General features: G+C 62.6%; 21 protein-coding genes. 15 read left to right on the top strand and 6 right to left on the bottom strand.

The genetic code is table 11. From position 1 onward, the window contains the following. Window positions 1–4: 4 nt before the first annotated feature. The 13 genes from EN885_RS15080 (at window position 5) to dhaK (ending at window position 11,432) form a co-directional block, all read left to right on the top strand. Entirely contained in the window at window positions 5–694 is a 690-nt protein-coding gene (locus EN885_RS15080) for a PIG-L deacetylase family protein (protein WP_128242358.1), read from the top strand. A 241-nt stretch (window positions 695–935) separates the two neighbouring features. Continuing rightward, window positions 936–2,267, top strand: coding sequence for an extracellular solute-binding protein (locus EN885_RS15075; protein ID WP_128242357.1), 1,332 nt, complete (start codon window positions 936–938; stop codon window positions 2,265–2,267). 231 nt (window positions 2,268–2,498) lie between these two features. Continuing rightward, entirely contained in the window at window positions 2,499–3,446 is a 948-nt protein-coding gene (locus EN885_RS15070) for a sugar ABC transporter permease (RefSeq protein WP_126107265.1), read from the top strand. Next, window positions 3,443–4,393, top strand: a complete 951-nt coding sequence (locus EN885_RS15065) for a carbohydrate ABC transporter permease (RefSeq protein ID WP_095484294.1) — start codon at window positions 3,443–3,445, stop codon at window positions 4,391–4,393. Before EN885_RS15070 ends, EN885_RS15065 begins: the two co-directional genes overlap by 4 nt. Before the next feature lie 346 nt (window positions 4,394–4,739). Further along, on the top strand, window positions 4,740–4,943 hold the full coding sequence (locus tag EN885_RS15060; protein ID WP_095484295.1) for a hypothetical protein: 204 nt from the start codon (window positions 4,740–4,742) through the stop codon (window positions 4,941–4,943). A 3-nt stretch (window positions 4,944–4,946) separates the two neighbouring features. Then, on the top strand, window positions 4,947–6,053 hold the full coding sequence (locus EN885_RS15055) for an ABC transporter ATP-binding protein (protein WP_128242356.1): 1,107 nt from the start codon (window positions 4,947–4,949) through the stop codon (window positions 6,051–6,053). Further along, entirely contained in the window at window positions 6,046–7,065 is a 1,020-nt protein-coding gene (locus tag EN885_RS15050) for an ABC transporter ATP-binding protein (RefSeq protein ID WP_128242355.1), read from the top strand. Before EN885_RS15055 ends, EN885_RS15050 begins: the two co-directional genes overlap by 8 nt. 29 nt (window positions 7,066–7,094) lie before the next feature. Further along, window positions 7,095–7,697, top strand: coding sequence for a dihydroxyacetone kinase subunit DhaL (gene dhaL, locus EN885_RS15045; protein ID WP_128242374.1), 603 nt, complete (start codon window positions 7,095–7,097; stop codon window positions 7,695–7,697). Beyond that, window positions 7,694–8,083 carry a dihydroxyacetone kinase phosphoryl donor subunit DhaM gene (gene dhaM / locus EN885_RS15040; RefSeq protein WP_027032790.1) on the top strand — a complete coding sequence of 130 codons (390 nt, stop codon included), beginning with the start codon at window positions 7,694–7,696 and terminating at the stop codon, window positions 8,081–8,083. Before dhaL ends, dhaM begins: the two co-directional genes overlap by 4 nt. A gap of 21 nt (window positions 8,084–8,104) precedes the next feature. Next, the gene (locus EN885_RS15035; protein WP_095485040.1) at window positions 8,105–8,407 is read left to right on the top strand and encodes an HPr family phosphocarrier protein; all 303 of its coding nucleotides are present in this window, start codon (window positions 8,105–8,107) and stop codon (window positions 8,405–8,407) included. Continuing rightward, window positions 8,391–9,977: a phosphoenolpyruvate--protein phosphotransferase gene (ptsP, locus tag EN885_RS15030; RefSeq protein ID WP_095484298.1), complete on the top strand. Its 1,587-nt coding sequence runs from the start codon at window positions 8,391–8,393 to the stop codon at window positions 9,975–9,977. The genes EN885_RS15035 and ptsP overlap by 17 nt, the downstream gene beginning before the upstream one ends. An 8-nt stretch (window positions 9,978–9,985) precedes the next feature. Further along, window positions 9,986–10,411: a hypothetical protein gene (locus tag EN885_RS15025; protein WP_095484299.1), complete on the top strand. Its 426-nt coding sequence runs from the start codon at window positions 9,986–9,988 to the stop codon at window positions 10,409–10,411. A gap of 34 nt (window positions 10,412–10,445) precedes the next feature. Next, window positions 10,446–11,432 (top strand): dihydroxyacetone kinase subunit DhaK, encoded by a 987-nt coding sequence (dhaK, locus tag EN885_RS15020; RefSeq protein WP_095484300.1) that lies wholly within the window; start codon window positions 10,446–10,448, stop codon window positions 11,430–11,432. Between the two features lie 390 nt (window positions 11,433–11,822). Here dhaK and EN885_RS15015 read toward each other — a convergent pair whose 3' ends face one another. Beyond that, window positions 11,823–12,614 carry a DUF2259 domain-containing protein gene (locus EN885_RS15015; protein ID WP_128242354.1) on the bottom strand — a complete coding sequence of 264 codons (792 nt, stop codon included), beginning with the start codon at window positions 12,612–12,614 and terminating at the stop codon, window positions 11,823–11,825. A gap of 145 nt (window positions 12,615–12,759) precedes the next feature. Here EN885_RS15015 and EN885_RS15010 point away from each other — a divergent pair, with 145 nt between their 5' ends. Beyond that, window positions 12,760–14,667 (top strand): propionyl-CoA synthetase, encoded by a 1,908-nt coding sequence (locus EN885_RS15010; RefSeq protein WP_128242353.1) that lies wholly within the window; start codon window positions 12,760–12,762, stop codon window positions 14,665–14,667. A 100-nt stretch (window positions 14,668–14,767) separates the two neighbouring features. Further along, a complete protein-coding gene (locus tag EN885_RS15005; protein ID WP_128335190.1) occupies window positions 14,768–15,847 on the top strand; it encodes an acyltransferase in 1,080 nt (359 codons plus the stop codon). 307 nt (window positions 15,848–16,154) lie between these two features. Here the strand turns inward: EN885_RS15005 and EN885_RS15000 are convergent, their stop codons facing one another. The 5 genes from EN885_RS15000 to EN885_RS14980 form a co-directional block, all read right to left on the bottom strand. Further along, window positions 16,155–18,533 (bottom strand): polysaccharide biosynthesis tyrosine autokinase, encoded by a 2,379-nt coding sequence (locus EN885_RS15000; RefSeq protein WP_128242352.1) that lies wholly within the window; start codon window positions 18,531–18,533, stop codon window positions 16,155–16,157. 272 nt (window positions 18,534–18,805) lie between these two features. Continuing rightward, on the bottom strand, window positions 18,806–19,702 hold the full coding sequence (locus EN885_RS14995) for a UTP--glucose-1-phosphate uridylyltransferase (protein WP_128242351.1): 897 nt from the start codon (window positions 19,700–19,702) through the stop codon (window positions 18,806–18,808). Window positions 19,703–19,759: 57 nt separating this feature from the next. After that, on the bottom strand, window positions 19,760–20,728 hold the full coding sequence (locus EN885_RS14990; protein ID WP_245329811.1) for a glycosyltransferase family 2 protein: 969 nt from the start codon (window positions 20,726–20,728) through the stop codon (window positions 19,760–19,762). Then, window positions 20,718–21,668, bottom strand: a complete 951-nt coding sequence (locus tag EN885_RS14985; RefSeq protein WP_128242350.1) for a glycosyltransferase family 2 protein — start codon at window positions 21,666–21,668, stop codon at window positions 20,718–20,720. The genes EN885_RS14990 and EN885_RS14985 overlap by 11 nt, the downstream gene beginning before the upstream one ends. After that, window positions 21,668–22,666, bottom strand: a complete 999-nt coding sequence (locus EN885_RS14980; protein ID WP_128242349.1) for a glycosyltransferase family 2 protein — start codon at window positions 22,664–22,666, stop codon at window positions 21,668–21,670. Before EN885_RS14980 ends, EN885_RS14985 begins: the two co-directional genes overlap by 1 nt. Window positions 22,667–22,688: the final 22 nt, after the last annotated feature.

Raw genomic sequence — 22,688 nt, 5'->3', positions numbered from 1 at the left:
CAGGGTGAAGATACTGGCGCTCGGTGCGCATCCGGACGACATCGAGATTTTCATGTTCGGTACGATGGCAGCCTATGCCGCGCAAGGCGCAGAACTGGTTTTTGCGATAGCCACGGACGGCGCCAGGGGTGGGAGGGGCGATCCGGGACCGCTCGCCCGCGCCCGCCGCGAGGAAGCGGCTGTGGCGGCGGACCTGCTTGGCGCAACACCGCACTTCCTCGATTTTCCGGACGGCGCGCTGGTTGCCGACGCCGCGCTGATCGCGGCACTGAAGACGCTGATCGGCGACATGAAGCCGGACCTGGCGATCACCCATGCGCCGAACGACTATCATGGCGACCACCGTGCGCTGTCGGACAGCGTGCGGATCGCGGCGTCTTTCGCAGTGCCGGTGCTGCATGCCGACACGCTCGGCGGCACCGGTTTTTCGCCGACGCATTATGTCGATATATCAGGGCATTTCGATCTCAAGACGATGGCGATCCGGGCGCATCAGTCGCAGGATCCCGAACGTTTCGTCGACGCGGCGCGCACGCAGAACGCCTTTCGCGCCGGCCAGTGCAATGGCGCAGCCGGTTCCTTCGCCGAAGCCTTTCGCTTCGAGCCGGTCTTCCCGTTCGCCGACATACGCGCCCTGCTGCCGCCGGCCCCGGCGATCCGGCCGGTGACGGTGAGCACCAGAACGGTCAAATGAGCCGGTGCCCGGCGCGCCAAACAACCTGCAGAAGCCGCCTTTCCCGAACCAGCGCCCGGAGCCGACGCGTCATGCTGCGGTGCAGCGACGAATTCGCTTGCCTTGTTTAGTAAAAATTGCATCACTAAACAAATTACTAAACATCCGGCGCTCAACCCGTCATAGTGTTTAGGCCCCTGAGGAGGGGGGTTGAGGTTTTTGAAACCGTCATCCGGGCGCGTTTCGCAAATGGGAGGAAGGCATGAAATCGACCTTGAAACTGACGTTGGGACTGACCTCGGCGATGTTTGCGTCGACAGCCGTTTCGAACGTCGCGCATGCGGAAGATCTGACGCTTTGCTGGGCAGCCTGGGACCCGGCGAACGCTCTTGTGGAACTGTCCAAGGATTTCACCAAGGAATCCGGCATCGGCATGAAATTCGAGTTCGTGCCGTGGACCAACTATGCCGATCGCTTCCTCAACGAACTGAATTCCAAGGGCAAGCTGTGCGACCTGATCCTCGGCGATAGCCAGTGGATCGGCGGCTCCGCCGAGAACGGCCATTACGTCAAGCTGAACGACTTCTTCGACAAGGAGAAGATCAGCATGGACGACTTCGTGCCGGCCACGGTCGTCGGCTACTCCGAATGGCCGAAGAACACGCCGAACTACTGGGCGCTGCCTGCCATGGGCGATGTCGTCGGCTGGACCTATCGCAAGGACTGGTTCTCCAAGCCGGAACTGCAGAAGGAATTCAAGGAGAAGTACGGCTGGGATCTCGCAGCGCCGACGACCTTTGACCAGTTGAAGCAGATCGCCGAGTTCTTCCAGAAGCGCGAGATCGACGGCAAGACCGTCTATGGCGCGTCGATCTATACCGAGCGCGGCTCCGAAGGCATCACCATGGGCGCCATGGACGTGCTCTACAGCTTCGGCTTCAAATACGAGAACCCCGACAAGCCCTACGAGATGGACGGCTTCGTCAACTCCGAGAAATCGGTGAAGGGTCTGGAGTTCTACAAGGCGCTCTACGACTGCTGCACGCCTCCCGGGGCTTCGAACAGCTACATGGGCGAAGGCGTCGATGCCTTCAAATCCGGCCAGGTGGCGATGCACATGAACTTCGCCTTTACCTGGCCAGGCCTGCAGAAGGACGAGAATGTCGGCGGCGACAAGATTGGCTATTTCGCCAATCCCAAAGGTCCCGACGGCGACCAGTTCGCCCAGCTCGGCGGCCAGGGCATCTCGGTGGTTTCCTATTCCGACAAGCAGGAAGCCGCGCTCAAATACATCAAGTGGTTCGCCAACAAGGACGTGCAGGCCAAATGGTGGTCGCTCGGCGGCTACTCCTGCCTCAACGCGGTCGTGAAAGATCCGAGCTTTCCGGCCAGCCAGCCTTATGCGCAGACCTTCCTCGACTCGATGGCCATCGTGAAGGACTTCTGGGCTGAGCCGAGCTATGCGCCGCTGCTGCAGGCGTCGCAGAAGCGCTTCCACGACTATGTCGTGGCCGGCCAGGGTTCGGCGAAGGACGCGCTCGACGGCCTGGTCAAGGACTGGACCGAGGTCTTCCAGGACGACGGCAAGATGTAATCGGCGAGAGACCGGCTCCTCCCGAGCCACGACCCCAGGGCCGGATGATTTCGGGTCTCCGACCCGAAATCATCCGGCCCCGGACCAAGAGCGAGTGAGCATGATGTCGTCCGAAAACCGCTTAACACTTTTCGGCATCATGCTCTGGTCCCGTGCCGCCCTTGGCACCGGACACAGTTCAGATAAATTCCAATGTCGAGACGACTTGAAGTGACCGAAGCGGGACTGACCATGCTCAATCGGACTGCGGACAGCGTTGCCCGGGCCACGCCTGAGCCGTTGGCCCGCAAGGTCCGGGGCATCAGCGACAAGGGCCTCGCCTGGCTGTTCATCTCGCCGACGATCCTGTTGCTGCTCGCCATCAACATCTTTCCGCTGTTCTGGGCGATCTATCTGTCCTTCACCAACTACCGCGCCAACCGCCCCAACGAGGTGGTGAAGAATGTCGGCCTTGCCAACTACAAGCGCATCCTCGGCGACCAGGACATCTGGATCGCCATGCAGACGACGGCGCATTTCGTGTTCTGGACCATCCTGCTGCAGACGCTGATCGGTTTCACGCTGGCCTGGCTGATCGACCGGAAGTTTCGCGGCCACGCCTTCTGGACGACCATCATTCTGGTGCCGATGATGCTGTCGCCCGCAGTGGTCGGCAATTTCTGGCGCTTCCTCTACGAGCCGCAGATCGGCCTGTTCGCCTATGCCGTCTCGTTCGTCACCGGCATTCCGGCAACGGAGATCGGCATGCTCTCCAACGTCTCGCTGGCACCGTGGTCGATCGTCATCGTCGACACCTGGATGTGGACGCCGTACGTGATGCTGATCTGTCTCGCTGGGCTGCGCTCGATCCCCGAATATATCTATGAGGCGGCCGAGGTCGACCGTGCCTCCAACTGGCGGCAGTTCTGGTCGATCACGCTGCCGATGGCGCTGCCCTTCATCATGCTGGCGGTGCTGTTCCGCGGCATCGAGAACTTCAAGATGTTCGACATGGTCAACCTGCTCACCGGCGGCGGACCCGGTTCGACCACCGAAGTCGCCTCGATCACGCTGAAGCGGCAGGCCTTCGAAAGCTGGCGGACGGGCTATTCCTCGGCCTTCGCCATCATCCTGTTCGTCGCGGTGTTCGGGCTGGCCAATATCTACGTCAAGGCGCTCAACAAGGTGAAGCAGAGATGAGCCTGACGTCAGCCCATTCGGTCGTCGCACCCTCGGCCACGTCGAAGCGCGTCGCCGGCACGATCATCGTGCTTTACGCGCTGATCTCGATCGTGCCGCTGCTGTGGATCTTCGCCACCAGCTTCAAGACGCCGCCGGATTCGATTGCGTATCCGCCGAAGATCCTGTTCCAGCCTAGCCTCGAAGGCTACTGCAATCTGTTCACGACGCGCACAAGGCAGACGCCGGAATACATCAACTCGCTTGGACCGGCGACCGGCTTCTGCGACGAGACCACGCGCAAGCGCAACATGGTGATCGCCGGCCCGTCCAACTTCATGCCGCGCTTCGTCAATTCGCTGATCATCGCCTTCGGCTCGACTTTTTGCGCGGTGTTCCTCGGCACGTTGTCGGCCTATGGCTTCTCGCGCTTCAAGGTGCCGCTGGCCGACGACCTTCTCTTCTTCATCCTGTCGACGCGGATGATGCCGCCGATCGCGGTCGCCATTCCCATATATCTGATGTATCGCGAGCTTGGCCTGTCGGACACCGCGCTCGGCATGATCCTGCTCTATACGGCGGTCAATGTGTCGCTTGCGGTGTGGCTGCTGAAGGGCTTCATCGACGAGATCCCGCGCGAGTACGAAGAAGCGGCGATGATCGACGGTTATACGCGGCTGCAGGCCTTCTGGCGCACCGTGCTGCCGCAGGCGACCACCGGTATTGCCGCGACCGCCATCTTCTGCCTGATCTTTGCCTGGAACGAATATGCGTTCGCCGCTCTGCTGACTTCGGGCACGGCGCAGACCGCGCCGCCCTTCATCCCGACCATCATTGGCGAAGGCGGCCAGGACTGGCCGGCGGTCGCTGCAGGCACGACGATCTTCCTGGTGCCGATCCTGGTGTTCACCATCCTGCTTCGCAAGCAATTGCTGCGTGGCATCACCTTCGGCGCGGTGCGCAAATGATTGATGTGGGAATAAGAAACCGACGGTGCCACCGTTTCCCTTCTCCTCGTCCACGGCTACGGGATCGACACATTTGCGAACGCTTACCGTTTAGCGTTAGCGTGTATGACAAGCAGGCACATACATCTTCTCCCGCCGCGCCAGGTCGACCCCCACTCCGTCGAGCTTCGCTCGACACCTCTCCCCCGATCGACGGCGTAGAGGAAGGGTGCGAACTTAATTCAGCCAGACTCCCTTCCTCTCCCTCCGGAGGGGGGAGAGGTGGCGGTGCGAAGCAGCGGCGGAGTGGGGGAACCACCTGGCAACCGCCTCGCCCCGTGAACGGGAAGAAGGAAGGGAGTGGAGCATGACGCGTCCTGTTGCTCCCATAAGACCATCATGGCCGCGCGCGCTCCGCCGCGGGCTGATGGAAAACATCGCCACCGCGATCATCGCCATCGGCTTCCTGATGCTGTTTCAGCCCTTCGCGCTCTCGCTCTACACGTACTCCTTCGTCACCATGCTGGCCGGCACGGCGATGTTCATCATCGTCTCGAAGTTTCCGGAGTAGACGATGGCTGAAATCCGCGTTGAGCATCTGAGGAAGGCATTCGGCGATTTCGTCGCCGTGCAGGATTCCAACTTCGTCGTCGGGAATGGCGAGTTCTTCGTCATGCTGGGGCCGTCGGGTTGCGGCAAGACGACGACGTTGCGCATGATTGCCGGGCTCGAACTGCCGACCGGCGGCAAGATCCTGCTCGGCGGCGAGGACGTCACCATGCGACGTGCCCGCGAGCGCGACATCGCCTTCGTCTTTCAGCTGTTCGCGCTCTATCCGCACATGAATGTGCGTAAGAACATCGGCTTCCCGTTGCTGGCGCAAGGCATGCCCGGCATCGAAATCCGCCAGCGCGTCGAAGAGACGGCGAAGCTGTTGCGCATCGACCATCTGCTCAACAAATCGGTCTCCGGCCTTGCCGGCGGTGATCGCCAGCGCGTCGCGCTCGGCCGCGCCATCGTGCGGCGGCCAAAATGCTTCCTGATGGACGAGCCGCTCGGCACGCTCGACACCGAATTCCGCGATCTCATGGTCCATGAGCTGCGCGAACTGCACAACCGCATCCGCGCTACCACGGTCTACGTCACGCATGACCAGATGGAAGCGATGTCGATGGCCGACAAGATCGCGGTTATGAACCACGGCGTCATCGAACAGTTCGGCACCCCGCGCGAAATCTACGACCGGCCGGCTACCATGTTCGTCGCCGATTTCATCGGCTCGCCGCCGATGAATTTTCTCGGCTTCGGCGGCGGGCTTTCAAAGGGTGCCAGGGAGATAGTGGTGCAAGGTGCCAAGGTGGCGGTGCCGGAGGTGCGCGAGGACATAGCACCTAGCGACATGGCGCTCGGCATCCGACCGGAACACATCCGCTTCGACGACGCGTCGAAGCTGCGCGGCGCCATCTATGGCACCGAATATCTCGGCACCACGCAGATCGTTGCGGTGGAGACATCCGGCGGCATCATCAAGGCGCGGGTGCCGGCCGAAATCCGGCTCAATGCGGGCGACCATGTCGGCCTGGCGCTGAGCAGCGCACGGCTGTCGCTGTTCGAAAAGGGCTCCGGCCGCGCGGTGAGAACCGCAATCCATGACGCAACCGCGGAGGTCCGCCATGGCTGACGTGCACATCCAAGGCGTGACCAAAGCCTTTGGCGAGCATATCGCGGTGGACGCTCTCGATCTGCACGTCACCGATGGCGAATTCGTCGTGCTGCTCGGGCCGACCGGGGCCGGCAAGACGACGACGCTCCGGCTTATTGCCGGATTGGAACGGCCGGATACTGGCTCAATCCATATCGGCGGACGCGACGCAACAGCACTCTCGCCGGCCGAGCGCGACACCGCCTTCGTCTTCCAGCAATATTCGCTTTATCCGCATCTGTCGGTCTACGACAATCTGGCCTTTCCGCTGCGCTCGCCTGCGCGGCGGCTGGGCGAGGACGCGGTGCGCCGCCGCGTCGAAGAGGTGGCCAAGATGGTGCGTATCCACCACAAGCTGAACAACCGCTCCACCAAGCTTTCCGGCGGCGAGATGCAGCGCGTCGCCATCGGGCGCGCCCTGGTGCGCAAGCCCTCGATCTATCTGATGGACGAGCCGCTGTCGTCGCTCGATGCCAAGCTGCGCGCCGACCTCCGGCTCGAGCTGAAGCGCATCCAGGCCGAGCTCGGCGCCACCATGCTTTATGTCACGCATGACCAGATCGAGGCGATGACGATGGCCGATCGCATCGGCATTCTCGCCGATGGCGTGCTGGTGCAGATCGGCACGCCGCGGACGATCTATTCCGAGCCGGCAAACCTTCATGTCGCCGCAAGGCTCGGCCAGCCGGCAATCAATCTGTTGCCGACCGGCCTGCTGCCGGATGGCGACATGCCGGCGGGAACCAAAACGATCGGCGCGCGTACAGAACATCTGTCGATCGGCAAGGCATCGAATGGCCCCGCCGACGGCGTTGTTAACTGGGTCGAACATTTGGGCGACCAGAACCACCTGCATGTGACGGTGGGAAGCAGAAAGCTGGTGACGCTGACCGACCCCGACATCCAACTGGAAAAGGGCGACAGGGTGATTATCCGCTACCGGGCGCCGCTGTTCTTCGACCAGGCCGGCAACAGGATTGCAAACCGATGAGCGCTGAGACGCTGGACAAGACTGGGACGATGGACAAGGTTGACCTGAAGACGCTGATATCCGTCACCGCCAACACGATTGCCGCCCACGCGGACGAACTGACCGCGCTCGACCAGGCGATCGGCGATGGCGACCATGGCCTGAACATGAAGCGCGGCTTCGAGGCGGTGCGGGCGGAGGCCGAGGGGTTTGCTGCAAAGCCATTGCCGGAGGCGCTGAAGGCGATCGGCACCAAGCTGGTGATGACGGTGGGCGGGGCATCGGGACCGCTGTTCGGCACGCTGTTCATGGCGCTCGGCAAGGAGATTTCCGCAGAGCCGGATCGCGCCAATCTGGCTACGGCTTTCGGCAAGGCAATCGAGGCGGTGGCAGCGAGGGGCAAGTCGCAAGTCGGGCAAAAGACCATGCTCGACGTGCTGCAGCCGGTGCATGACGCCCTGCTGCAGGGAAAGACCGGGGCGGAAATCGCCGATGTCGCGGACAGTGCAGCCGATGCCACCGTGCCGATGAAGGCCTTGCGTGGGCGCGCGTCGTTCCTCGGCGATCGCTCGATCGGCCATATGGATGCCGGCGGGCGCTCGGTCGCGCTTCTGGTGCGGGCTGTCACTGAGACCATCGGGGAGCAAGCATGAGCAATGTCGGCATCGTCATCGTATCACACTCGCCGCTGGTCGCCGAAGGCACGGCGGACATGGTGCGCCAGATGGTTGGCGACGAAGTGCCGCTTGCATGGTGCGGCGGAAACGGCCATGGCGGGCTGGGGACCAATGTCGAGGCGATCATGAGCGCCATCGACAAAGCCTGGTCGGAGGCGGGTGTCGCCATACTTGTCGATCTCGGCGGCGCCGAGACCAACAGCGAGATGGCGGTCGAGATGATCGGCGAGCCGCGCGCGCAGAAGATCATCGTCTGCAATGCGCCGATCGTCGAGGGCGCGGTGATGGCGGCGACGGAAGCTTCCGGCGGCGCTTCGCTCAGGGAAGTGGTGGCGACGGCACACGAATTATCGCCATCGTGAATGAACAGGAATTTTGACTCAATGTCCGCATCCGCAGAAGCCACCGTCCTGATCACCCACGAGGTGGGCCTGCATGCGCGCCCTTCGGTGAAGTTCACCAAGCTCGCCAAGACATTTTCGGCCGATGTCGAAGTTGCGCTCGCCGCCAACGGACCTTGGTTCGATGCCAAGAGCATCGTCAAGGTGATGGCGGCCAAGGCGCCGAAAGGGACGGTTCTGCATATCCGAGCGAGGGGTGACGGCGCCGGCGAGGCGGTCGGCGCGCTGGCCGAGCTGGTGCGGCGCGATTTCGACGAGGGCGTGGACCATGCCCGAACCGCTTAGGCTGAAGGGGATTTCGGCCTCGGCCGGCTATGCCGAGGGGCCGCTGTTCAACCTCGATCCGGTTGCCGCGCGCTATGCCGGCAAGGCAACGGCTGCTGAAGAGAAGGCTGCGCTCGATACGGCAATCGGTATTGCGACAGGCAGGCTCACCGCGCTGATCGAAGCGAGTGAAGGCGATGCAGCCGACATTCTCGAATTCCAGATCGCCATGCTGGAGGACGATGCGCTGACCGGCCCGGCCTTTGCCGCGATTGCCGCCGGCCAGCCAGCCGATGCGGCATGGCGGCAGGCACTGGATGCCGAGATCGCAGGCTACGAAACGTCGGATCAGGATTACTTCCGCGCACGCGCGGCCGACATGCGCGACATCAGAGACCAGGTGCTGCGCGCGCTGACCGAGGACAGCGAGGCAGCTGCGCCGGCGGGAGCCATTTTCTATGGCGAGGACATCGCTCCGACGCGCTTTCTCGAAACCAACTGGAGTTCCGGCGGCGGCATCGCGCTGAAAGCCGGCAGTGCCGCCAGCCATGTCGCCATGCTGGCGCGCTCGCGCGGCGTGCCAATGATCGTGGGGCTTGGTGCTTCGCCGGCTCATCTTGCCGGCATCGCACTGCTCGACGCCGAGCATGGCGGCATCGTGCTTTCGCCATCGAAGGCCGAGATCGAAGCTTTCCGCCGGTCTTCGTCGTCGTTCACGGCCCGTCGCGACAAGGCACAGACCTATCTGGAGAGGCCGGCGGTGACAAAAGCCGGCACAGCGGTGCGCGTGCAGGTCAACATCGCCGATCCATCCGATGTCGACGGCATCGATATCTCGACCTGTGAGGGCATCGGGCTGATGCGCACCGAATTCCTGTTCGGCAAGACGCTGCCCGACGAGGAGACGCAATATTGCGCCTACCGCAAGGTGCTGGAATGGGCGGGCGAAAAGCCGGTGACCATCCGCACCGTCGATGCCGGCGGCGACAAGCCGGTGCCAGGCTTCACCGTGGACGAGGGCAATCCGTTTCTCGGCCTGCGCGGCATCAGGCTGTCGCTGGCGCGACCGGAGGTCTTTCGCGTGCAGATCCGGGCCCTGTTGCGCGCCGCCGTGCATGGCAATCTCAAGGTGATGTTCCCCATGATCGCCGTGGCGGACGAGTACGAACGTGCCGTCGCGCTATTTACGGAAGAACAGGCTGGTCTCGTGGCGCGCGGCGTCGCGCAAAAAATGCCGCCGCTCGGCATCATGGTCGAGGTGCCGTCGGTTGCGATCGCGCCGGAAGCGTTTGCCAACGTCGCCTTCTTCTCGATCGGCTCGAACGACCTGACCCAGTATGTGATGGCGGCGGCGCGTGACAATGCTTCCGTCGCCCATCTGAATTCCGTCCGGCATCCGGCCGTGCTCCGGCTGATCGCCTCGGTTGCCGCCTTCGGCCGCGCGCAAAAGATTCCGGTCAGCCTGTGCGGCGACGCCGGTGGCGATCCAGCGTCGATCCCGGCGCTGCTTGAGGCCGGCCTGCGCGACCTTTCCGTGGTTCCCGCCCAGCTCGCCATGGCCAAGGCGGCCATCGCGGACGTATCGATCTAGGCGCTGGCATGGCCGACAAGACACCTGAACCCGGCTCCGAAGAGGCGATCCGCGCTTACAAGACCATCCTGTCGCAGGTGATCGACCAGCGCCCGTCCGGCATGCGCCAGCGCCTCGCCGACGCGCTCGGCAAGCACCGCAGCTTCGTCACGCAGATTTCCAGCCCGGCCTATTCGATCCCGATCCCGTCAAAACATTTGCCGGCTATTTTCTCCGTCTGCCATTTCAGCCCGGCCGAACGCGACCATTTTCTTGCTGCCTACCACCAGGCGCATCCGGGAAAAATGTCGGTGGCGTCAGGCATGCGAAAGACGCGGCATGTCTCGCTGATCGTTCCCGATTTCGGTGACGACAAGCAGAACGCAGCACTCGACCGGGCAGTCAACGATTTCATCCAGAAGATCACCAGCATAGCCGGCAAGGGCGGGACATAGTCGCGCCGCGCCTGGCCATTTCGGGAGGACGGTCATGAAGAAATTTCTGAATTCGGTCGACACGGTGCTGACCGAAAGCCTCGATGGTTTCGTCGCCGCCCATGCCGACATCCTTGTGCTTGGCGACGAGCATAAATTCGTCCGCCGTAAGGTGCTCAAGCCGGGCAAGGTGGCGCTGATCTCCGGCGGTGGCTCTGGCCACGAGCCGCTGCATGGCGGGCTGGTCGGGCATGGCATGCTGGACGCCGCCTGCCCCGGCCAGGTGTTCACCTCGCCGACGCCGAACCAGATGCTGGCCGCGGTAGAGGCCGTCAACACCGGCGCCGGCTGTCTGTTCATCGTCAAGAACTACGAGGGCGATGTGATGAATTTCGATATGGCCGCCGAAATGTCGGAGGGCGTCGTGCAGATGGTGACCAATGACGATGTCGCCGTCGAGAACTCGTCCTACACGACCGGCCGGCGCGGCGTCGCCGGCACGCTGGTGGTCGAGAAGATCGTCGGCGCCGCGGCCGAGCAAGGCATGGCGCTGAAACCATTGAAGGCGCTTGGCGAACGCGTCAATGGCGCGACGCGCTCTATGGGCGTGGCGCTGACCAGTTGCACCGTGCCGGCGGCCGGCAAGCCGACCTTCGATATCGGCGACGGCGAGATGGAGTTCGGCGTCGGCATTCATGGTGAGCCCGGCCGCCGCCGCGACACGCTGAAGAGCGCCGATGCCATCGCCGAGGAGATCTGCCTGGCGATCCTGGGCGATCTCGGCGACCGGGCGAAAGGCCCGGCGCTGCTCTTCATCAACGGCTTCGGCGGCACGCCGCTGATGGAGCTTTACCTGATGTACAACAGTGCCCGAAATATCTTCGAGAATAACGGTGTGACGGTCACCCGCTCGCTGGTCGGGTCCTATGTGACATCGCTCGACATGGCCGGCTGCTCGATCACGCTGACCATGCTCGACGACGAGACGACCGCCTTGTGGGACGCACCGGTGCATACGGCGGCACTGCGCTGGGGGATGTAGCGCGGCCAAACACGGCGCTGCCGCTTACCATCAAAAAGCAAGCCCGCTTCGATCTGCGAAGCGGGACTTTGCAAAGACGCCCCCAAAAATAATCGGTGACAACGCTGTCATGCGCCACGCCGAGCATTGTCAGACTAGTTTGGTGGATTTAGGCACAATGTTGCTTTCCTTACCTTTGGTAAGGTAAGGAATCCGGCGGGTTTTGGGAGGCGGAACATGCGTTACAATTGGGATCGGGCTCCGACGGGGTTCGAACGTCACCGAAAGGCGCTCGCTGCCGCTTTGCTGATCGCTGGTGGGGTCGGACTCGTGCTTGCGGCGCTGCCGCTCTAGAACCAGTCCGAGAGGCGCAGTCGAGATCCCGCCGAGATGCCTGGGCGCGAGCGGCTTTCAAGGCACCTCGCCGGTCACGGCGATAAAGCGGCGGTCCCGTCCTTCAAATCCCTGACTGAAGCGTTGCACGAGCACGGCTAGCACTGCCGATTTGCCATCCGGGGTGAACGCATAGGATTCCGACAGGCTGTAGGAAGTCGGACAATTCCTCGAGCCGGGCACGGCTTTGTCCTCATGCAGCAGCTTGAACGGCTTGCCATCCTGTCCCTGCAGCGTCAGGCGGAAACCGAGCGCCTTGCCGGCCGTGGCGCCTTGCTGCGTCTCATCGAAACTTGACGAGCAATCCGTCGTGCTCCCGGCTAGGGTCTGGTCGAGCTGGATGGTCGAGATGCCAAGCTCGTCATAGCTCGGCGAAAGCCATTTCTGCGAAACCTGCTCCAGGCGCGCAATGTCTTGGTAACCGATCATGTCGTCGGGAAAGGTGAATTTGTCCACGGCCGTCCGTTCGCCGCGCGGCGCGATGGCATATCGGGCGAGCAGAGGTGCCGCCTGCGCGGCTGCCTGTGCCCTCGCCTGCTCCACCGTCAGGGTCGAATCCTCGGTCTCATCGACGATGCGGATGGGCTTGCCGCCGACGAACTCGTCGGTGCGTGTGTCGATGATGTCGATCTCCGACCAGCCCGAATCCGAAACACCGGCATCGAGCGTGCCGTATTGCTCGAAGGCGAAATAGTTGCCGTCCGGCGAAAAGCCGATAATGCGCCTCGCCGCCGCATCGCCGGCCTGAGCGGCGGAAGCGACCGTCAACAGCACAACCGCCAACACGGCAACCTCGCATCGCGACTTCATTGCGCCTTGCCCCCCATTATGACCCTAGACCATCATGCCGCGTTTTGCGGCCAAGGCGAGGTCGCCAAAAGACGAAATTGCACATGCTTGCAAAAACAGCATACGCTATTTCAAAGACAGCAAACATTCCTGGGGAGGAAGCTGGATGGCGTCACGCTACCACGAGGTCTATGACAGCTGGAAACGCGATCCGGAGAAATTCTGGGCGGATGCGGCCAAAGCCATCGACTGGTTCTCACCCTACGACAACGTGTTCGATCCGAATGCCGGCGTCTACGGGCGCTGGTTTGGCGGCGCCTCCTGCAACACCTGCTTCAACGCCGTTGACCGTCACGTGACGGGTGGCCGCGCCGATCAGATCGCGCTGATCCATGACAGCGCGATTTCAGGCACGATCAAGAAATTCACCTATGCCGAACTGAAGCGCGAGGTGGTCGCGCTGACTTCGGTGCTGAAGAACCGCGGCGTCCAGAAAGGCGATCGCGTCATCATCTACATGCCGATGGTTCCGGAAGCGGCCTTCGCCATGCTTGCCTGCGCCCGGATCGGCGCCGTGCATTCGGTCGTCTTCGGCGGCTTTGCCTCGCACGAGCTCGCCACGCGCATCGACGACGCCAAGCCGAAGCTGATCATCTCCGCCTCTTGCGGCCTGGAGCCTGGGCGCGTCGTCGCCTACAAGCCGCTGCTCGACAAGGCGATCGAGACGTCGCGGCACAAGCCCGACGCCTGCCTCATCCTGCAGCGCGACCAGCTGCGCTGCGAGCTCAGGGAAAACCATGACATCGACTATGCCGACGCCGTCGCCCGCGAGCGGGCCGCGGGCGCCAATGTCGACTGCGTTCCAGTGCTCGCCACCGACCCGCTCTACATCATCTACACGTCCGGAACGACCGGCCAGCCCAAGGGCATCGTGCGCGACAATGGCGGCCACATGGTTGCGCTGAAATGGTCGATGGAGAACGAGTTCGGCGTCAAGCCGGGAGAGGTGTTCTGGGCGGCTTCCGACGTCGGCTGGGTGGTCGGCCATTCCTATATCGTCTACGGCCCGCTGCTGCATGGCTGCACGACCGTCATGTTCGAGGGCAAGCCGGTCGGCACGCCCGACGCCGGCACATATTGGCGGGTGATAGCGGAGCATGGGGTGGTGGCGCTGTTCACCGCGCCGACCGCCTTCCGCGCCATCAAGGGACAGGATCCCAAGGGCGAATTCGTCCCGAAATACGACCTCTCGAAATTCCGCACGCTGTTCCTCGCCGGCGAGCGCGCCGATCCGGAAACCATCAAATGGGCGGAGCAGAAGTTGCACGTGCCGGTGATCGATCATTGGTGGCAGACCGAGACCGGCTCGCCGATGACGATCAACCCGGCCGGATTGGGCCTGCTGCCGGTGAAATACGGCTCGCCCGGCGTGCCGATGCCCGGCTATGACATCCGCGTGCTCGATGAGGGAGGTCATGAGGTCGAGCGCGGCACGCTGGGCAATGTCGTGGTCAAGCTGCCGCTCCCGGCCGGCTGCCTGCCGACGCTGTGGAATGCCGATGACCGGTTTCGCCAAGCCTATCTCGACGAATTCCCCGGCTTCTACAAGACGGCGGATGCCGGCATGATGGACGAGGATGGCTATTTGTTCGTCATGGCCCGAACCGACGACATCATCAATGTCGCCGGCCACCGGCTGTCGACCGGCGCCATGGAGGAGGTGCTGGCCGCGCATCCGGACGTTGCCGAATGCGCCGTCATCGGCATCGCCGATCAGATGAAGGGCCAGGTTCCGCTCGGCTTCGTCGTGCTGAATGCGGGTGTCGACCGCGATACCGGCACTATCGAGACCGAGGTGGTCACCCTGGTGCGCGAGCGCATCGGCCCGGTCGCCGCCTTCAAGACGGTGGTGACGATCAAGCGCCTGCCAAAGACGCGCTCCGGCAAAATCCTGCGCGGCACCATGCAAAAGATTGCCGACAAGGAAGAATGGACTATGCCGGCGACCATCGACGATCCGGTCATTCTCGACGAAATCACCGCAGTGCTGAAGGGACGCGGGATCGGCCTGTAAAGACATCTGGCCATCGACAGCGCGCCGGTAGCCAATTGGCTATTGTGCAATGCAGCAAATCGCCATACAGTTTTGCCGGGGCGCCCACCGACGATACGGCATGGCTCAGCAAAAAACCACATTTGGCGGCGTCGACATTCTTCGATTTCTCGCCGCCGTCCTCGTGATGTTCTACCACTACGGTTACTGGGTGTGGGCCTTTCCCGCCGGCGTTTCGGCACGGGCCACCGGCGGCATCCCGCCGCATCCGGAACTGGAGATGCTCGGCTCCGGATGGGTCGGCGTACAGGTGTTTTTCGTCATCAGCGGCTTCGTCATCGCCTTCAGCGCCGAAAACTCAACCCCCTTGCGGTTTTTCGAGGCAAGGGTGAAGCGGCTGGCGCCGGCGGTCTGGATCTGCGCGCCGGTCACTGCGGCGGTGCTGCTCCTCGTCGGCCTCAGCTGGCCGACGGATGCCGTGAACCGGCTCGTTCGCACGGCATTGTTCGTTCCCTACTCCCCCTGGGTCGACAGCGTCTATTGGACGCTCGGCATCGAGATTGCCTTTTACGCCGTCGTCTGGACCTTGCTGTGGCTGGGCCGCTTCCATCTGATGGAGGTCGTGGCCATTGTGATCGGCATGGTCAGCACGCTCTTCTGGTGCCTGTATTATCCGCTCGACTGGTCGGCCTTTGCCGAGACGCGTTGGCTCGCCCTGCTGCTGGTGCATCATGGGTGCTTCTTTGCGACGGGCGTCATGATCTGGCTGATGCGCTTCAAGGCGGTGACGCCTTTCCGTCTTGTCCTCTGCGCGCTGTTTCTCGTCGGCTGCGTCCTCCAGATCGCCAGTTCGGTCGATGTTCACACCGTGAAGGTCGAAGAGCAGATGCCATACGCGCCACCGATCGTCTTCTTCCTCGTTGCCATCGCCCTGATGGCATGGTCGTTGCGGCTCGACCTCTCCTGGCGCGGCTGGCGCCGGATCGGCCTGATGACCTACCCTCTCTATCTGATCCACGATGTCGTCGGCGCTGCCATTCTCGGCGCCCTGATGCGTGCGGGAGTGCCATATCTGCTTTCGGTGGTCATCGTCGGGGCGACCATGGTCGCCGCGAGCTGGCTGATTGCGATCGAGGCCGAACCGCGAGTCCGGCTTCTGCTCGACCACCCCATCTCCCGCTATCGTCTCAAGGCGGCGTAACCGCCGGCGTGTCACGCCGGTTCGTGGCTGCAAACGTGCTGCTGTGGAATGTGCGGCGCGAAGCATGGTGCCCACGCTCTTTGCAAGTGATGAGCCCTCTTTCCTACGTGTCGACCGGTCGCGGCGCGGTCAAGCGAGGCGATCGACCCACGCATAGGACATCATTCCCGTCGACACTGTCGCTTCATGCCCAGCCGCCGATCATTGCCTTGCTCGAGGGCATCCGTGTTCGCTCACGCCGCATCAGCCAGCATCGGCCTCGCCGCACAGGACGACGATCCGCTCAACATCCATTCCTATACGGGCCTCAGGTATTTGCCTTCGTCCGCGCTTCCGATTTTTCCAGATAGTAGCTCGAATACCTGTCGAAAAATTTCTCCGAGCCGCCGATCGATCCATACTTCGCCAGCTTCTTCAGATCGACCTTGTTCAACACCACGCCGACGATCTTGTTGGCGATGTAGGATTCCGAACTCAGTATGGATTGCACCATCGCGCGCGGCGTGCGCCCCCACTCGGTCACGAGCACGAAGCCGTCGGCAAGCGGAGCAAAGGCCTTGGCATCGACCACGGGGCCGAGCGGCGGCAGATCGACGACGATGTACTCGAAGGTTTCCTTGGCGTTGTCGATGAAACGTCGCATCCCGGCCGACGACAGAAGCTCGCTTGTGTGGGAGAAATGACCGCGCGGGACGGCCGGGACGATCGCCAGCTTGGTCTGTCGGTCGATCTTGCCGACGGACTGCCAGGTCTGCCCGCTCACCACCGCTTCCATCAGGCCTTGCTCGGCCTCCATGCCAAGGCTGCGGCTGAGGCCGGGGTTGCGCAGGTCGCCGTCCACCAGCAGCGTTTTGGAGCCGTTGGCGGCAAGCAGTCCGGCCAGATTCGCCGCCACGGTCGATTTGCCCTCGCCGGGAAGGACCGAGATCACGCCGATGACCCGGCTGCCTTGCCCTTCCAATACGACGTCGAAGGCAATCTTGGCGCTGCGGAGCGTTTCGGAAAACATCGATGCCGGGGCGTCGATGCTGACCCGCATGCGCGCGCGTCTTTCGGCGGCCGACGGTGATTGGGCGGTTTTGACATCCGCCTGACCGTCATCGTTCTTGGCGACCTTGCTGCCAATGACTGGCAGGTAGCCGAGGAATTTGAGGCCGACGCGATCGCGAACGTCCTCACCGGTCCTGAAGAACCGTTCCCTGAATTCGTTCAGGCCACCGACCCCGGCCCCCATCATCAGGCCAAGCACAAGCGAAAGTCCCAGCACGATGGACGTGCGCGGCGTTGCCGCCGACTGCGGCAGCGTCGCGTCTGAGATGACGCGGATCTTGCCGACCGGGAAGGATTGCTGCTGGGAGGCTTCCTCGTAGCGGCCAAGGAATGTCTGATAAAGTGTCGAGAGCGCCGTTGCCTTCTGCTCCAGCTCGCGCAGCTGGACCTGCGTCTGGTTGTCGATGGAACTCTTGCCGGCCGCTAACGCGACATTTGCGCGGAGCGCCGTCTCGCGCGCGAGAGCGACTTCGTATTCGTTGCGATAGCTTTCGGTCAGTTGCTTCAGCTCGCCGAAAATCTGCGCCGATATGTCGACCTTTTCCTTGGCCAGCGCGACCGCCTGGGGATGCTCGGCGCCGAAATTGGCTTCGATATCCTGCTGCCGCTTGGCGACAGTGAGATAGCGGGTCTTGAGCGTCGAAATGACCGAGCTGCTCGGCTGGTCGGCGGATATGGCGGCATCCCTGAATGCGTTGTCCGAACCGCTTTCGACGATCGACTTGTACTGCTGATAGCGGGCGCTGGCGCGCGCGGTATCGGCCTGCGCTTCAATGAGCTGCTCATTGAGGTCGGACAGTTGCTTGTCGCTGATCAACTGGCCATTGTTATTGACGGCCAATCCATGTTCGGCCCTGAACTTCTCGACCGCGAGCGCCGCTCCTTGGGAACTTTCGCGAAGCTCCGTCAGCCGGCCTTGCAGCCAGACCGCCGCTCGCTCGGTCGCATCGAAGCTCGCATCGAGCTGATCGGCGAGATAGGCGTCGGCATAGGCTTTGGTGATCGCCGTCGCGAGCGCAGGATCCGTCGCCTGATAGGCTATGGAGATCACATAGCTTCGACCGATTCGCTCGGCTTGCACCTCGTTCTGCAGTTTGAGGATTGCGTAATCGCGGCGTGACGAGGCGATCATCGCCTCACGCGTCGGCGCATCAAGCTGGGTAACGTCGGTGGTGCCCACCACGGCGGGGTTGGGACGGAAGTACCGGATCACGCCGCGCACAAAACCGGCGGCCTTCGACGCTGCCGACGTCGGCGGGTACAAGAAAGCGTCGTTCTGATCGAGCTTCTGCTTGTCGACGACCACCGCCGCCAGCCTCGCCGAGTGGAGAATTTCGATCTGGCTCAGAATGGCGGAATCGGTCTGCATGCTGACCGACGCCGCCGAGACCTCGTCGACGACCTTGTTCAAGCCTTCGTCGATCAGCACGCGGCTCGTTGCCATGTAGGTGGGAGGCGTGGTCTGCAGATAGAGCACGCCCAGAAAAAGACCGATGGCGGCACATACCGCGACCACCTTTGCCTGCCTTGCTGCCATGCTGAGCAGGCGCTCGACATCGATGAAGTCTTCGGCGGTTACGGCGTCTGAACTCGGCAATGGCTTCCTCTTGTCGAGAGGAAAATTGGCATAATTCATCTTCGGTCCAATTCTAGTTTGCATCTAGAGCGGCGGTCCCTCAAGTCGAACTGTGCCGCCGCTCTATCTCTTGTTTGAGCACCGGATTTTTCCAAAACCAGTCTCCAGTTTTGGGTCCGATGCTCTAGTTTGCAGGCGCTAGAGCAAGATCGGGGGCATCAGCATAAGTGCAACGCAAGCTTCATGCCGGACACCGCGAAAACCCGGGCGGCCAAACATATCGGCGTGTCTTGCGTCACCATTCATACGCTAATGCTCCCCAAAAATGGGCTTTATGCGGCTTCCACCCGGCGCTCATGCGACCGGACGAACTCCTGAAGCATCTCGAAGATCGGCCCCTTCATGTCGTCACGCGCCAGCGCGAAGGCGACATTGGCCTGGATGAACCCTTCTTTCGAGCCGCAGTCGAACATCCGGCCATTGAAGGGCTGGGCGAAGAAAGCCTGCTTCTGCGCAAGGCGGACCATGGCGTCGGTCAACTGGATTTCGTTGCCGGCGCCGCGCTGCTGATTGCCGAGCAACGCGAATATCTCAGGCTGCAGGATATAGCGGCCGTTGATGTAGTAGTTCGACGGCGCATTCGCCGGAGCCGGCTTTTCGACCATGGCGGTCACCTCGAAGCCCGAGCCGACATCCGCGCCGCAGCCGACGATGCCGTATTTGCTGGTTTCAGTCGGATCGCAGCGCTCGACGGCGATGACGTTTCCGCCGGTCTGCGCATAGAGATCGGCAATTTCGGCGAGACATCCGCGCCCGCCGAAGGACACCATGTCCGGCAACAGCAATGCGAACGGCTCATCGCCGATGACCTCCCGGGCGCACCATACCGCATGGCCGAGACCTTGCGGCGACTGCTGCCGGATGAAGCTCGTCGCACCGGCCACGGGAAGCAGGCTTTCCAGCGCCTGAAGCTGCGCCGTCTTGCCGGTCTGCTCCAAAGTCCCGATCAATTCGGGATGCAGGTCGAAATAATCCTCGATGACCGCCTTGTTGCGGCCCGTCACGAAGACAATGTGCTCGATGCCGGCTTCGAACGCCTCATCCACCGCATATTGCACGACAGGCCTGTCGACGACCGGCAGCATTTCCTTCGGCATCGATTTGGTCGCCGGCAGGAATCGCGTTCCAAGCCCCGCTACCGGTATGACTGCCTTCCTGACTTTCTTCATCGCATATTCCTTCTGAGGAGATCGACTTCAACCTGTCGCAGGCCGCGAAACTGTTTTTCACCTGCCTGCACCTTTCACCTCCCCCGCACCCACGGCAAATTGCGCCGCCACCCTTCGCAGCCGGACGGCGATCGGCATGCCCATATGCCGAACCGCCGCCGGATCGCTGAGCGCCGTCCACACCGCCTTGAGCGGGGACCGCGCCTTGATGTGCTGGACCAGCGACAGGAACGACGCCGCCTTGCGCAAGCTGCGCGTGCGCCTCGCGAAAGCGGCCTCGGCCTTTGCGTCCATCGAATGAGTCCTGGCGAAAACGAGATCGGCCTTGCGCATCGCCTCGACGTGATGAAGTTCGAGCACGCGGGAAATGGAGCCGGTGCGGATATGGTAGACATAGCCCGTCGTCGGCTCGACGACGCATTTGCCGCCCTTGGCCAGAGCACTGGCCAGCAGGATGTAATCTTCGCCGATGATCAGGCCTTCGTCATAGCGAAGCCCGTTTTCGTTCAAGAAACGTCGCTGGAAGATCGGCTTGAGATAGCCGAGATTGAATCTCGATTCGAAGACCACATTGCCGGCGATAAAGTCCGCCAGCGAGATTTCACTCAAGCCCTCCAGATAGTCGGCAGGGAACATCGTCTCTTCGGCAACGCCGTCCTCGCGAACGACCTGGAGATTGTCGACCGCGATCTCGGCGCCCGCTTTCTCCGCGCGGTCAATCATGGTGCAGATTCGCCCGGGATAGACCGCGTCGTCGGAATCGAGGACCGCGACCCATCTGCCGCGGGCAAGCTCAAGGCCGGCATTCCTGGCGCCGCCGGGACCACGGTTTTGCTCAAGTGCGACAACACGCACGATGTCTTCTGGGTAGGATCGCGCCAGATCGAGCGTCCGATCGCCCGACTGGTCGTCGACGACGATGATTTCGACGCTGACATCACGCTGGGCGATGGCGCTGGCGATCGCCCGCTCGATGGTCAGCTCCGCATTGTAGGCGGCAATGATAAAGGTGACGTCAGGCTGCACGCTTGCCCCCTTCCTGCGGCGAGGGCAGGCCATACTGGCGGATTTCACGCACACCGACGAGCCCGCTGACGACGCCGACATGCATGATGCCGCGAAGCACGCTGCGGTTCCTGCGCACGGGATTGATAGCGACCGGGATTGCCGATGCGAAACAAAAGACCGCCTTTGCCGAGGCGAGGCCGACTTGCCTGACCAATGCGAGGCCACTCGCGTTGCGTCCGAGGAGATGCCCATGCGTCTGCCCGACGCGGAACCGGCGGCGGCGGAGCCAGTCGAATGCGGCTCTGGCGCGCGGCACCACTTCGTCGACCCAGGCCTGCGGCGAAAAAGCGATGCGGCCGCCGGCTTTGACCATATGGTCGAAGAACTCGGTGTCCTCGCCGCCGGTCTGGCCACGCGCGAGGCTGAACCGCCGACCGCGGAGGCTGTCGGCGCCCATCCTGAGCAGAACATTGCAGGTGTAGCCGGTGCGGATTTCGCCGCGCACCCAGACGGGCAAGGTGGAGTGGAAATCGCCGCGACGCATCCAGTCGGGCGCGTCTGGCCGATAGCGCGCCCGCACCGGTCCGAGCACGGCGGCGGCGCCACTCGCTTCCGCCGTCGCAACCAGTTCGGCGAGCCATTTGGAAGATGCCGTTTCGTCGTCGTCGAGAAAGGCGACGAAATCCGACGTGCTGGCGTCAAGGCAGGCGTTGCGGGCGATCGAGATGTTGCGCGCCGGACAATGACGATAGCTGATCGGCAGCTTCAACGTCTCCGCCAGCGTCGCCACCAGCAGTTCGGCCGTCGGGCCGTCATCATTGTCGGCGACGATGACGCGGATGTCGAACCCCGAAGGCACATCCAGAGCGGCAATGGAGCGGAGCGTGTCGGCAAGCTCCGGCCGCCGAAACGTGCAGACGCAGATATCTATGCTGCGGTTTTTTTCGGCCGCACCCATCACGCTACCCTCCTACGCTGCGATCGCGGTCCAAGCAGTTGCAGCCAGAAGCCTACGGACCAGCCGAAATGCATGACCATCGCCGAAATCCCGGCAAGCGCACTGTCCGGATTGCGCTGGCTGATGGCGGTCCATACGCCATAGCCGAGGCAAACCGACGCCCACACCAGAAGCGGCACGACCGCCAGCCAATGCACGAAGAAAAAGGCAGAGAGAAGGACGACGGGGAACACCAGCAGCGGCACCATCTGCCGGACCTTCGGTATCATGCGGTGCTTGAGAACGTTCTTTGCCCGGCCGCGGCCATAGCCGAGATACTGGAAATAGAGGCCGGCGAGCGACGACCGCGGGTAATAGATCATTTGCGTCTTGCCGCTCATCCAGATCCGGTAGCCGGCCTGGCGCAGCCGGTAGTCGAGCTCCGCATCCTCGTTGTGGCTGAACGTCTCGTCATAGCCGCCGACAGCCTTGAAGGCCGATATCCGCATCAGCGCATGGTGACCGTGATCCACCCACTCTCCCACCGAGAGATGCCGGTGCTTGGAGCCGCCCGTGCCGAGCTTGGAATTCTGTGCAGCCGCCACCGCTTTCTGCACCGTGCCGCTGCCGCTGGTCAGCATGGAGACGACGACCGAATCCGCGCCGGTGGCCAGCGCCTCCTCGACCAGCCGATCGCAATAGTCCAGGGGATAGCCGCCATGCGCATCGATGCGAATGAGATACTCCGCTCCTTCTCCGTAACTGGCAACGGCGAGATTGATCGCCGCGCTCTGCAGCCGCTTTTCATTGTGAAGAAGGATGATCCGCGGATCCTTCCCGGCGATCTCCTCGACGATCGCCCTTGTGGCGTCCGTGCTGCCGCCATCGGCAACGACGATCCGGGCACCGAGCCTCTCGGCCGCTGGTCGAAGCTGATCAACAAGCGCGCCGATGTGAGCCGCTTCGTTCAGGCACGGAATCACGATCAGGCTGGGCGCAAGCATTTCGGTTTGCGTCATTGGCCCGTGTCCATCTTTAGCC

Origin of the sequence: Mesorhizobium sp. M6A.T.Cr.TU.014.01.1.1 (assembly GCF_004022765.1) — a bacterium.
Taxonomy (GTDB): Bacteria; Pseudomonadota; Alphaproteobacteria; order Rhizobiales; family Rhizobiaceae; genus Mesorhizobium; species Mesorhizobium mediterraneum.
This window is presented reverse-complemented; position numbering and strand designations above follow the sequence as displayed.